This is a genomic window from Aeromonas sp. FDAARGOS 1404, assembly GCF_019047085.1.
In the GTDB taxonomy this organism is placed as follows: Bacteria; Pseudomonadota; Gammaproteobacteria; order Enterobacterales; family Aeromonadaceae; genus Aeromonas; species Aeromonas veronii.
Genome location: NZ_CP077237.1, coordinates 2,795,261 through 2,808,069, shown reverse-complemented (window position 1 = coordinate 2,808,069; position 12,809 = coordinate 2,795,261). Strand labels below are relative to the sequence as shown.

Genomic DNA, 12,809 nt, shown 5'->3' with positions numbered 1-12,809 from the left:
ATTTACTAATTATGAGAGCTTCAATTAAATTTAAGCAGCTCACCATTATTCCGCTGCTACGCAGCGAAGATAAACCAGTTTTGTACACCCACGGCTATTATTTCATCAATAAACACTCATAATTGAAGGTCATAACAATCTAATAACGAATTCTATCGAAGGAGATACCCTTACAATAACTGGTTAAATTAGTGCCTAAGGCACTGAATAGTAAAACTTCAATTTATTTCTTGCATATATATCAATCATATGGGATTCACGCTACATGGTGTCATGAACAGTAGTTATTGATATGCACTCGTAAATTCGATTCTTACCATCGCGTTTAGCGTTGTAAACCTGAATGTCAGCTGCATTTATAAGCTCTTTTGCACTAATATCTTTTTTACTAACAGCAACCCCACCACTGAGTGTTACTCGAAGAGCATCTTCACGCCAGTCCAGATGCTCAACACCATGCCTTAATGCCTCCAGTAAAGATATCGCTAAGTTCCCTGAGCCCACTTCAAACAATACAGCTAATTCTTCTCCACCATATCGACAGAACCAGCCATGCTCATAAAAAATTGAATTTCCAAGTTTCGCTACTCTTTTTAATACAGAGTCACCAGTTTGGTGTCCGAACGTATCGTTCACTTTTTTAAAGTCATCTAAATCTAACAGTGCTAAATAAAATGGTTCTTGCTTTTTTAATAGCTGAGATAGCTTTATGTCAAAAAATCTACGGTTGTATAAACCTGTCAGTTGGTCAACATTAGCCTGTAAGCGAGCTTCTGATAATTCATGTGTCGATTTTGCCACTTCGTCATACACATGTGATAACTCAACCATTCTATTCTTAGGTGATTTTAATGAATTGTTACGACTTGACCGAATAACATTTGATAGCTCATTGAGCATTTTTTGAAAATATTTAGACCAAGCCAAAGCTAGCAAGAGATAAAAAATGCAGGTCAGTGCGATGATACCTTGAACATTAAGCGACACACTCTCAATGACACCTTGTAATGTAGATTCTGGAACGACACTAACCAAGATCCAGTCTTGACCATCGACTTTGTTATATGCCACAAACATCTCAGATTCTTTATCATGGAATACGCCTTTTTCTTTTGTGAACTTTGAAAGCCAGGTCATATTTTTCATGGGAGTAAACATTAGCTCTTTATCTGGATGAACTAAAATCTTACCAGCCCCATTCACCAACATCTGATACCCAGCATCTTGCTTATAATTAAGCCACTTTGATATGGGTTGAAGTAATGTATCAATTGAAAAAACACCAACTAACTTCCCTGTCGGATCTTCAATTGTTTTAGCTAATGAGAGGGATAGCGTTCCGTAAATGTAGTCGTAATATGGTTCAGTCCAAACCATCTTGCCTTTATTTTTAACGGCAAGTTGATACCATGGCCTTATGCGTGGGTTAAAATTTGAGTCTGGTTGCCATTCAGGATGAACAAGCAATTGTCGATGCTCTGTGCCAACATAGATGTATTGTAGCCCAGCAGTTTCCTGATAACGCCGCCAGTCCTTTAAGTATTCAGACTGATGTTTGATCTTGTTATCTATAAAGTCTTTATAATCAACATTGCGATAGATAAGCTCAAACTGTGTTGTGAGGGTATCAATATATGGCTTAATCAAAACATTATGAAGTTGATCATTCTTGGATACTAACTGTTGCTGTAAATCACGTTGCAGAGTGACGGTCATATGATAGTAATAAATGGCCCCGAGAATTAATATGGGGACGAAAAGCAGAACTAACCCAAGACGCATGCGGGAAATCAATGACCATGTTTTCCACTGGGTTTTATCACTCATTACACCGACATCCTGTCTGAAAAAATCTGATGGGCTAACCATACCAGAAAGCTTTAAATGAGCCCATCATTGTGATCACCCTCCTCGAACCTGAACGAGCCCCCTCAGGACGACTTGCTCGATAACTACTTACTACCGTTCATACAATCTGAACGTTAAGGTTTGTCTACGATGAAGACGATGGCCTGAGCTTTAAAGTCATAAGTGTCTGAATATATTATATTTTCAATGGTATGTGTCACACTGCATCAAATTTATAGTAACAATAGCCAAAGCCCCGAACACATCTACAGAGACACCTTCAGGCACAGTGTTCAGATCTAATCGCCTGGCCTCCCCAAACAACCTAGTGGTGTGCTGTTCGAGAATCTCATCCAGCTCTAAAGATGAGATGAATCTTCTCCAGCGAGGGTGAGCCTTAAAGTCCTCTATAACGCAGTGTTGCAAGCATAAATGTGGGACTTCGACCCACCCGCCTGAGTCAACGGAGGTATGTACCTTGGCTTGAAAAATGACTCTGACCATCGTGAAACATCCAGATGCAAAAACTGGGAGACTTGATGATATGAGGTTAGTTCATTAATGACAAACAAGTTAACTGCGGAATGGCTTTTTGCTAGGATGGTCGAATAAAACTAGGGGGATTCTAGGCGAGCTCTTGTTTGTCGAGCGAGCGACAACCACGCTACCAAGAGTGCAAACACTGCTCCTGTCATCAAAGATGAGATGGCTCGAAATCATAGGTCTACCTACTGTAATATACTGTCAGTACATCAGATCTACAGATGCACAGTATATGTTGGCAGCGTACAGTGCCCACACAACAAGGAGATGTTGATGCAAAGCCCTGTAGTACCGGATAACGAACCGCTTCGCTTAGACGCATTGCGCCGTTTAGCGATACTTGATAGCCCCGCAGAGGAGCGTTTTGACCGGATTACCAGGATGGCTCGCAACATGTTTGATGTGCCCATCGCATTGGTTTCATTGGTGGATGAAAACAGACAGTGGTTCAAGTCATGTTGTGGGTTGCCGGTATTGGAGACACCGCGAGACATTTCTTTTTGTGGTCATGCAATTCTCGGTGAAGAACTGTTGGTAGTTGAAGACGCGGCCCAAGATCCACGATTTTCTGACAACCCCTTAGTCACGGGGGAACCACACATTCGCTTCTATGCAGGCCATCCACTAGAAGTTGGGAACGGTTTGAAGCTGGGTACATTGTGCATCATAGACTCTAAACCCAGGGGTTTTAGCCCACGAGACCAAGCGCTGTTAGCTGATTTGGCATCCATGGTTGAGAGTGAGTTACAAGCCGTTCAGAGAGCAACCATAGATGAATTGACGGGGATAACTAACCGTAGAGGATTCATGCTGCTCGCCGAAAAAAGTTTGAAATATGCATTTCGTGTAAAACACCCAGCGGCCTTACTTTTTTTAGATCTAAATCACTTCAAACTAATTAACGATAAGTTTGGTCATGACATTGGCGATGACGCGTTGCGACATATGGCCGAGTTGTTATGCCGAGTATTCCGCGATGCTGATATATTCGCTCGCCTTGGTGGGGATGAATTCGTTGTCCTTTTACCTGGCACTGGTAGTGAACATTGTCAGAGAATTAAAGAGCGGCTGAATCATGCAATAGATGACTTCAATAGTCATAGTGGTAAGCCATACCAGTTGTCATGCTCCTTAGGAATTGTTATTTACGATGCTAGTATTCCACCTGATTTAGATCAACTACTCCGGCAAGCAGATGAGGAGATGTATGTATGCAAAGGGCTGCGTTCATAATAGGCATCGATTCATTCTATGTCGTTCGGCGTTGTAACTCTAGATACAGGGCGTGCGAGTAATCTTTAAAGTTAAATATGTAAATATTACAAAGCAATCCAGTAGTCATCATATATTTTTCATTTAAAAATGAAGAAAGTTTAATTTTGAGCTATATTGAGCGTATGATATGTCAATGTGAGATCTATATGTTTTCACAAAACCTTATAAAAAACATATTTTATATTTTTTTCATTATATTCTCGCTAGGTGTAAGTGCTGTTGAAAACACTATAGTTTTGGTGAGTTCAGATGACACCTTCAAATCAAGGTATGGATGTTGGCTTCATAATATTTACAGCGAGGCATTCTCCAGACTAGGATATAAACTAATTTATCGTGGCGTTCCTGGTGGACGAGCCCCAATTCTGGCTGAGAATGGAAGTGTCGATGGAGAGATACATCGACCATTAGAATATCAGCAACAAACAAAAAATATGATTAGAGTGAACGAGTCACATTTTTATGTGACTATCGAGGCATATGTATATGATAAAAAGTTAGAATTTAATTCTTGGGATGACTTAAACAAAGATGGTTTAAAGATTGAGTTTAGAAGAGGTTCTAAGCGCGCAGGAGAGGTTCTCTCAAAGTTGATTAAACCATCTTTACTTACTGATGTGAATACGACAGAACAGGGATTGAAAAAACTGATAAAAGGGCGTACAGATATATTTATTGAGCAAACCCTTGTATTTGATAAAAACAAAAAAGACCTACTTGAAAGCTCACCAGAATACGAAAAAGTACATTCGGCTGGCGTTGTAGATAAATTAGAAGGCTATGCCTATCTTAATAATAGGCATTTTACGCTAGCACAAAGATTAGCCTCTACGCTAAACATGATGAAAGTGGAAAATAAGATTGAACAGTTGAAAGATAAATATTGCTACCATGATTAACTAGAAATATTTTTTGCCGCGCATTGTAATATCATCCTCCATGGTCTCCCCTTAGCCGCAAGGCTTCCATTGAGGCCGCTCATGATGTGATGCTGGCTTGGTCTCCTGTCGAGTTGAATCCCATGCGAGAAGCTAATGTGTTAACGATCACACTACAACTAAAATCCGTCATATGTAATGCTACATTCCATTCTGTTGCATCTCAAAGAATGCCATACTATTTGCGTTTAAAACCGATATGAAAAAAGGAAGCAAGGATGCAACCTCTTCATGAAACCTCAGATCCCGACTTTCTACGCCTAGATGCGTTACGCCGTCTTCAAGCACTTGATTCCCCTACAGAGGAACGTTTCATTCGTATAACAAGGATGGCTCGTAATATTTTTGACGTGCCTATTGCCCTAATATCCTTTGAAGATAATGAGCATGGATGGGCTAAACCTTGTTATGGTTTAAACATGCATGAACCACTTCCGAATATCTCCTTTTGTAAAAAAGGGTTTCTCACAAAGAGCATGCTTGTTATAGAGGATACAACTCAAGATCCCCTATATGCTGAGAATCCGATGGTTATTGGGGAGCCATATATTCGCTTCTATGCTGGACACTCATTAGTCATAACGAATGGACTGCACATTGGTTCCTTGTGCATTATAGATCGGAAGCCAAGGGTTTTTGGTGACAAAGAGAGACGTTTATTTACTGACTTAGCATCTACAGTTGAGAGCGAGTTACGTGCTGTACAAATGGCTACAATAGATGAACTTACTGGGATCACTAATAGACGAGGGTTTATTCTTTTAGCTGAGAAATATTTGCAGCATGCATTTAGAACAAAGAGAAGTCTTTCATTATTGTTTATCGATTTGAATAATTTTAAATCGATAAACGATCGCTTTGGTCATGATGTGGGAGATGATGCATTGTGCCAAGCTGCCAGACTAATAAATATGGTTTTTAGAAACTCTGATATTTGTGCAAGATTAGGTGGTGATGAATATGTAGTTTTAGTTCCTGAGACAAACTATGAGTATTTACAATATATGCGTAGTAGGATAAATATCTCATTTGATGAATTCAACTTACACAGCGGTAAAGCCTACACCCTATCTTGCTCAGTAGGTATAGTGAGCTATAATCCCACGACTCCACCAGATCTAAACATGTTACTTCGATTAGCAGATGACGAAATGTATCGTTGCAAGCAAGATGGATAAATTAGATGCTAGCCATGGGTAAATTAATTATGTGTTCTCAGCAGGAGATTAATGAGTTACAATGATAAGAGCAACATGAACTTTTTTATCTGTGCTCATTCAGATTATTAAATCTACTTAATAGTTCTGTTGTGCGCCCATATAGTGACGGCGACTCTTGATTTTAGATTAAGTTTTCTTAAAATATTTTTCACATGTATTTTTACAGTCCCTGGTGATATGAATAAAAGTTTGGATATAACTTTATTCGAGTGGCCCTCAGCAAGAAGCTTTACTACATCAATTTCCCTATGGCTTAATGATTCGATAATGCCAACATTTATTTCTGATGATAAACTTAACATGAGTTTATTTTTTGGCTGAGGGCTTTCAACTGATGCATCTGCACATATACTCTTAATGCAGCTGATTAAATCAAGCGGTTCAATATCTTTTAAAAGATATCCATTTGCTCCGAACCTAAACGCTTCTACAACATCAATTTCCAAATCTGACTCGGTGAAGATAACGACCTTGCTTTTTATTTTCTTTGCTCTGATTCTCTTCAGCGTTTCTAATCCATTAAGCACTGGCATTTGAAGGTCAAGCAATATTAAATCTGGTTCATATTCTACTGCCAGATCTAATCCTTCTTTACCATTGCCAGCCTCTGCAATCACCTTCATAAGGTGATCTGTTGAGAGTGTAGCTTTGACTCCTGCCCGCAATATAGCGTGGTCATCTACAAGCAATACTTTTAATGCTTGCATTTCTTCGATTGAAACTTTGTTATCCATAACTACATTCTCAATACCATGCTAGCGTCACATTACACCATACGTGCATAAAAAAACACTATAAATCAACACGTTAACCGATATTCAGGATGCAACTCTATAATGGCCCATAGCTATGTATCTTTATCATTTTAACCCCAGTCGTTTGGCTAGACGATGTAAGTTACCACAATCAATGTCTAAGGCTCGTGCTGTTGCAGCCCAATTATCATTATGATCTGCTAGTACCTTTTTAATTAACGCAGACTGAAATGCATCAGTTGATGCTCTCAAACCCATTTGGTTACTAGCGAAGTCATCCATATTTTCGGTAGGACTTATGCCAGATTGAGGCATTGGTGGTATAGCTATACTGAAATGATGGGTTGCAAGCGTCAGAACCGGACTTCGTTGCTCTGCTCTAGCCAATACGGCACCACGATGAATGGCATGCTCCAGTTCGCGCACATTACCAGGCCAGTCATAGCCCTTCAAAAGATGCAGTGCTTGAGGTTGGATCCGCAGTTGCTCTAACCCCATACTCACTCGACAGCACTCGCAAAAGTAACCAGCCAGCAAGGAGATATCATCCTCTCTGTCTCTCAAGGCTGGTACATGTATAGGGAAAACACTCAGGCGATGATAGAGGTCTGCTCGAAACTCGCCATCGATGACCGCTTTCTTCAAGTCTCGATTCGTTGCAGCAAGCACACGTACATTGACTTTTAGTGGAGTGTCATCACCAATCCGCTGCAAGTCTCCATATTGAATGACACGTAGCAATTTTGCCTGCAATGATAAGGATAATTCACCAATTTCATCCAGGAACAATGTGCCCTTATCCGCTAGTTCAAATTTACCCGCACGGTTATGAATAGCGCCTGTAAACGCTCCCTTCACATGTCCAAATAGTTCACTCTCTGCTACGGATTCCGGTAGAGCTGCGCAATTGAGATATACCAATTTGCGATCTGCCCGTGGCGAGCCAAGATGTACAGCTTTTGCTATTAACTCCTTACCTACACCCGTTTCGCCCAAAATTAGGACGTTTAAATCAGTATTAGCAACTATATCTACTTCATGCTTTAGCTGCTGCATCGCCCGAGAATGCCCGATTATCTCGAATCTATCTGCACCTGTTGGTGTTGAAGGTATTAATGGCTCACTGCTCTGGCGAGCTAAACGCTCTAGTAGTAATGAGTTACTTAACGCCGCTGCCGCTAGTGCACCAACTAAACGCAACTCTTCATCGCTAATGTCATCAAACTGGGCAGGATTCATTCCATCGATGGTCAATGCACCAATCAAGACTTGATCGGAGAACAGAGGTAAACCAACACAAGCATGCACCTTAAATTCTGCATGATCAGGGATCAAGCCATCATAGGGGTCTGGCAAGTTACTATCTGCCGGAAAGCGTACTACGTCACCAGCACGAGCAATTGCCTCCATGCGTGGGTGCTCCTTGATGGCGAAACGGCGTCCTAATACGTCCTGCATTAAGCCATCGATGGCGAGCGGGATGAACTGGCCTCCTTCGTACCGTAGCAAGGCTGACGCATCTGAGTTCAGTAGGCTGCGAATACTCTGGATAAGGCGGTGGAATCTGTCTTGATGTGAAATCCCCAGCTGTATGTCTATAGCAATACGAGCCAAACTGTCTGTCGAAATCATTGTTAGTGTCCAAATGACATTAATGCTGTCATTTAAACAATATCAATACTATGTCATTTTAACAAGAAAATAAACTAAGTCTCATAAAAACAATGAGTTATGAGTTGGCATGTTAGCTGCAATAGTTGATATCAAGAAATACCAACTATTACATACTGAGGAATTGCCAGATGACCATTCATGTCAAAAACAACATTCACTGGGTCGGCCAACGGGACTGGGAAGTTCGAGATTTTCATGGTACTGAGTACAAGACAAACAAGGGGACGAGCTACAACAGCTATCTCATCCGTGAAGGGAAGAACGTGCTGATTGATACAGTCGATCATAAGTTCAGCCGAGAGTTCGTTCAAAACCTTGCAGCAGAGATCGATCTTAACCTTATCGATTATGTGGTGATCAACCATGCTGAGGAAGATCACGCAGGGGCACTGACCGAATTGATGGCTCGTATCCCAGGCACTCCGATTTACTGCACTCACAACGCTATCGACTCAATCACGGGACACCATCATCATCCTGAATGGAACTTCCATCCAGTCAAAACAGGCGACAGTCTCGACATCGGTAATGGCAAGCAGCTGGTGTTCATTGAAACACCTATGCTGCACTGGCCCGACAGCATGATGACCTACATGACTGAGGACGCAGTGTTGTTTTCTAACGATGCCTTCGGTCAACACTATTGTGATGAGCATCTGTTCAATGACGAAGTAGATCAAACCGAATTGATGGAGCAGTGCCAACGGTACTACGCAAATATCCTCACCCCATTCAGCCCACTTGTGACAGCTAAAATCAAAGAGGTGCTTGGATTCAACCTGCCAGTAAGCATGGTGGCAACCTCCCACGGTATTGTCTGGCGTGAGGATCCGACCCAAATTATTCTCAAGTATCTGGAGTGGGCAGACCACTACCAAGAAGATCGTATCACCCTGTTCTATGACTCGATGTCAAACAACACCCGTATGATGGCCGATGCCATCGCACAGGGTATTCACGAAGTTGACCCTGGGGTCGCAGTCAAGATCTACAACGTAGCCCGCCACGATAAGAACGAGATCCTGACACAAGTGTTCCGCTCCAAGGGAATACTCGTGGGCTCATCCACAATGAACAACGTCATGATGCCTAAGGTGGCAGGCATGCTGGAGGAGATAACTGGCCTGCGCTTTAGAAACAAGCGTGCTTCTGCATTCGGCAGTTACGGCTGGACTGGTGGTGCAGTAGATCGTATCCAGACCCGATTGATGGATGCAGGCTTTGATATCAGCATTTCTCTGAAAGCCAAATGGCGACCAGATGGTTCTGCACTGGCAGAGTGCCGAGAGCATGGACGCCAGCTCGCTCGTCAATGGGCGTTACATCCTATTGAGGTGCCTCGCCCAGAAAAAGCAGCCCATCAAGTGCCATTCACTGTTGATATCTCCCCTGTAGAGGAGACCACCCAGTCAGTTGTAGCCGGAGTAGACGATGAGCAAGCAATGCTTTGCACAGTCTGCCAGTGGGTTTATGACCCCGCCTTAGGTGAACCGGATCAATTGGTTGCGGTTGGCACTCCCTGGAGCCTTGTACCGGAGAGTTTCCTTTGCCCTGGCTGCGGCATCGGCAAGGAGGTATTCGAACCATGCGCAGTGGAGGCATGTGTATGAGCGCATTAAATGAGCATTATGCTGGTTCCAGCCAGGATATAGTCATCATCGGTAGCGGCTTTGCCGCTCAGCAGTTGGTAAAAAGCTTGCGTAAATTAGATGGTGAAAGACCGATCCGTCTTATTACCGCTGATAATGGCAATGAATATAACAAACCGGACTTGAGTCATGTGGTCAGTCGTGGTTACACCGCCAGCGCAATGACAAAGTTGACGGGGGCTCAATTTGCTGAACAGCAACGTATCATTCTGTCACCTAATACGATTGTGCATAGCATTAGTCCGAATAACAAAATGGTACACACAAATAATGGCGATTTTTCTTATGGCCAGCTAGTGCTGGCAACTGGGGCCAGTTCTATACTGCCTCCCGTTCCCAACTCGGATAAAATGGTAACCCTCAATAGCCAAAATGATTATGCCAATGCCGAACAATTAATTAAGAATGCAAAACGCATTATGGTACTCGGAGCAGGTTTGATCGGCTGTGAGTTGGCTATGGATATGGTGGGTCAAGGCCGAATTGTGACGCTTGTAGATCTGGCGGACAGCCCCCTAAGTACATTAATGCCAGCCGCATTGAGTCAACCGTTACTGCAAGCCTTACGGGGGCAGGGGGTTGACCTAAAACTTGGTCTAGGTATCAAGTCGATACAAAGAGAAGATGCCAACGAATCCTTTACGATAGAGCTCACTGACAGCAGTTTCAGTGAACAGGATCTTGTCATTTCAGCTATAGGTCTACAACCGAATCTATCCTTAGCGATGAATGCGGGACTGGCTGTAAGGCGTGGAATTGTAGTGGATGAATACCTGAGAACATCGAGTGAGCACATTTATGCGCTTGGTGATTGCGTTGAGTGGAAAGGTGAATTACGCCCCTTTTTGCAGCCAATTGTTCTCGGTGCCAATGCATTATCTAAAACTCTGATTGGTAAGCCAACACCACTAACGCTTCCTCCAATGCTAGTGAAGGTAAAAACACTTCAATATCCTTTGCAGTTAGCTGGTAGAACAAAAGGTACAGACCTTTCATGGCAGTTTAGATGGAATAAAAATGGAATGGTCGCAGAAGCTCGCAGCGAGGATGGTGAAATGTGCGGCTTTGTCGTAGGTGGAGACCAAATGGGAGCTGCATTCCCACTTCTACGCCTTCTTTCTAGATGAATAATTGCTGGCTGAGCATATGCTCAGCCTTACTTAATTTCATAGATTATTAAGGATAAAACATGTCGCTACTGCATAGTATACCAGCTCATTGGGTTGTTCGCCGTTCAACCCCATTCTTTACAAATGAAAACGTACCACAGGCTCTATTAACCCATCACAATACAGCTGCTGGCGTATTCGGTCAGTTATGTGTAATGGAGGGGACGGTAACATATTACGGTTTTGCTGATGAAACAGCGAAGATACCTGAAATTACGCTTGTAATCCGAGCCGGAGAGTTTGCAACCAGCCCACCTCAGTATTGGCACAGGGTTGAACTATCTGAAGATGCTAGATTCAATATCCACTTTTGGGCTGAAAACGTAAGCTCAGATACCCCGCTCATTAAGACGAGAGAATAAATTACAATCTGGTCATCGCCACAAACAAGGCTAACTACCCATCCAGATCAAAATAAACAACTGGAATGTTGTTTATGATTGGCTGTTTTTTCGATGGGGGTTGGCTAGATGAGTGGGATTGAAACCATAACCATGCTGAGTGGCTTGGTGTATCTGTTGTTGTTCCAGTGGCATGAGCGTTCAGGTTGGTCTTGGCAGCTGTTCCTGATGCTAACCGCCGCTGTATGGTTGACGGTAGCAGCCAAGCCACCACTAAGTAGTTTAATCGTGCTTGCTGTCGCTATTGTCATGCTTTATAGATATAAATTAATATCCGTATTATATGATTCGGGAGATCAACAACTTCGTAGTTTAGTTAGATATTTCTTAGTTACATCGTGGGGATTTGTAACAATACAGTATGGTGTTTATATTTTTCAACTCCACCAGGGTGACCTACCTTGGCTGTCTAGACCTGATATCGTAGATGGCTTTCTACCTATAGCGGGCGGTCTTGGCTTGCGGGCGTTGTTGAGTTTGGGCATTACTGATTACCACCATCCAGCTGCAACAATCACAGTCTTGGTTATTTCCTTATCTGGACTCATTTTAGGTCGTGCCTTCTGCTCATGGTTTTGCCCTCTTGGGGTTGTCGGTGAATGGCTGCATCATTTTCGAAATTTGCTGCTACCAGGTGAGTGGGCTCCGCCAAAATGGCTAGACCTACTGCTCAAATCTCAGAAATTTCTAGTTCTATCATTTCTGATGTTCATAGTTATTCTTGCTGTTCCAAATGTTGCACTGCCAGGGTACTTGATGAGCCAGTATCACCAAGCTGCTGACATGAAAATGGGAGCCTTCTTTTTCAACTTGAACTTTATATCAGGTATTTTTTTTGTTTGGGTATTAAGTATCACGATGTTTTTCAAGCAAGGCTTCTGTAGATACCTATGCCCTTATGGTGGATGGCTTTCCTTGCTGGGGCTTCTGACACCATTGCGTATTCGCAGGTCTTCCAGCAGCTGTTTACGAAGCAAGGGATACGATTGTGATAAATGCAGTAGAGCATGTCCATCAAGAATACAGGTTCATGAACTTATATCAGTCAGAAATCTTGAGTGTACAAACTGTTTAACTTGTATCTCTGCATGCCCAAAACAAGCTAATGCTATTCATTTTGGCACTGCGAATAAAAAGGTTTCAGCAAAGAAACTGCTTGCAATGTTGTGTGTTTTACTTCTCTTAATGCCATTGCTAGCTCATGTGATTTTCGATTTTTGGACAAGCAACACACCATTAGAACAACGCCGCTACCTATTGGATATTCTGTCGAGTCTTTCACATTAGAGTTGATGTCTTATCTCACAAAAGCATAAATAATCAACATTGATGAAATA

Annotated in this window: 10 protein-coding genes; 7 read left to right on the top strand and 3 right to left on the bottom strand. The window is 42.4% G+C overall.

What is annotated here, in order from left to right; all coding sequences use genetic code 11:
- Positions 1-261: 261 nt before the first annotated feature.
- Positions 262-1,827, bottom strand: coding sequence for a sensor domain-containing diguanylate cyclase (locus tag I6L34_RS13045; RefSeq protein WP_047437265.1), 1,566 nt, complete (start codon positions 1,825-1,827; stop codon positions 262-264).
- Between the two features lie 837 nt (positions 1,828-2,664).
- On the opposite strand from I6L34_RS13045, the gene I6L34_RS13040 reads away from it, so the two are divergent.
- The 3 genes from I6L34_RS13040 (at position 2,665) to I6L34_RS13030 (ending at position 5,782) form a co-directional block, all read left to right on the top strand.
- On the top strand, positions 2,665-3,624 hold the full coding sequence (locus tag I6L34_RS13040; RefSeq protein ID WP_216954814.1) for a diguanylate cyclase: 960 nt from the start codon (positions 2,665-2,667) through the stop codon (positions 3,622-3,624).
- Positions 3,625-3,812: 188 nt separating this feature from the next.
- On the top strand, positions 3,813-4,565 hold the full coding sequence (locus I6L34_RS13035) for a hypothetical protein (RefSeq protein ID WP_107683372.1): 753 nt from the start codon (positions 3,813-3,815) through the stop codon (positions 4,563-4,565).
- A gap of 257 nt (positions 4,566-4,822) precedes the next feature.
- Positions 4,823-5,782, top strand: coding sequence for a sensor domain-containing diguanylate cyclase (locus I6L34_RS13030; protein WP_081043421.1), 960 nt, complete (start codon positions 4,823-4,825; stop codon positions 5,780-5,782).
- Between the two features lie 113 nt (positions 5,783-5,895).
- Here I6L34_RS13030 and I6L34_RS13025 read toward each other — a convergent pair whose 3' ends face one another.
- Positions 5,896-6,558 carry a response regulator gene (locus tag I6L34_RS13025; protein ID WP_058055682.1) on the bottom strand — a complete coding sequence of 221 codons (663 nt, stop codon included), beginning with the start codon at positions 6,556-6,558 and terminating at the stop codon, positions 5,896-5,898.
- A 126-nt stretch (positions 6,559-6,684) separates the two neighbouring features.
- Complete coding sequence (gene norR / locus I6L34_RS13020) at positions 6,685-8,211, bottom strand: nitric oxide reductase transcriptional regulator NorR (RefSeq protein WP_058053329.1); 1,527 nt, start codon at positions 8,209-8,211, stop codon at positions 6,685-6,687.
- A 170-nt stretch (positions 8,212-8,381) separates the two neighbouring features.
- Here norR and norV point away from each other — a divergent pair, with 170 nt between their 5' ends.
- The 4 genes from norV to I6L34_RS13000 all read left to right on the top strand — a co-directional run bounded on the left by norV (position 8,382) and on the right by I6L34_RS13000 (position 12,759).
- A complete protein-coding gene (gene norV / locus I6L34_RS13015; protein ID WP_017408675.1) occupies positions 8,382-9,863 on the top strand; it encodes an anaerobic nitric oxide reductase flavorubredoxin in 1,482 nt (493 codons plus the stop codon).
- Positions 9,860-11,029, top strand: a complete 1,170-nt coding sequence (gene norW, locus I6L34_RS13010) for an NADH:flavorubredoxin reductase NorW (protein WP_204381164.1) — start codon at positions 9,860-9,862, stop codon at positions 11,027-11,029. The genes norV and norW overlap by 4 nt, the downstream gene beginning before the upstream one ends.
- Before the next feature lie 62 nt (positions 11,030-11,091).
- Positions 11,092-11,433 carry a DUF1971 domain-containing protein gene (locus tag I6L34_RS13005; protein WP_081043423.1) on the top strand — a complete coding sequence of 114 codons (342 nt, stop codon included), beginning with the start codon at positions 11,092-11,094 and terminating at the stop codon, positions 11,431-11,433.
- 108 nt (positions 11,434-11,541) lie between these two features.
- Positions 11,542-12,759, top strand: a complete 1,218-nt coding sequence (locus I6L34_RS13000; RefSeq protein ID WP_204381163.1) for a 4Fe-4S binding protein — start codon at positions 11,542-11,544, stop codon at positions 12,757-12,759.
- Positions 12,760-12,809: the final 50 nt, after the last annotated feature.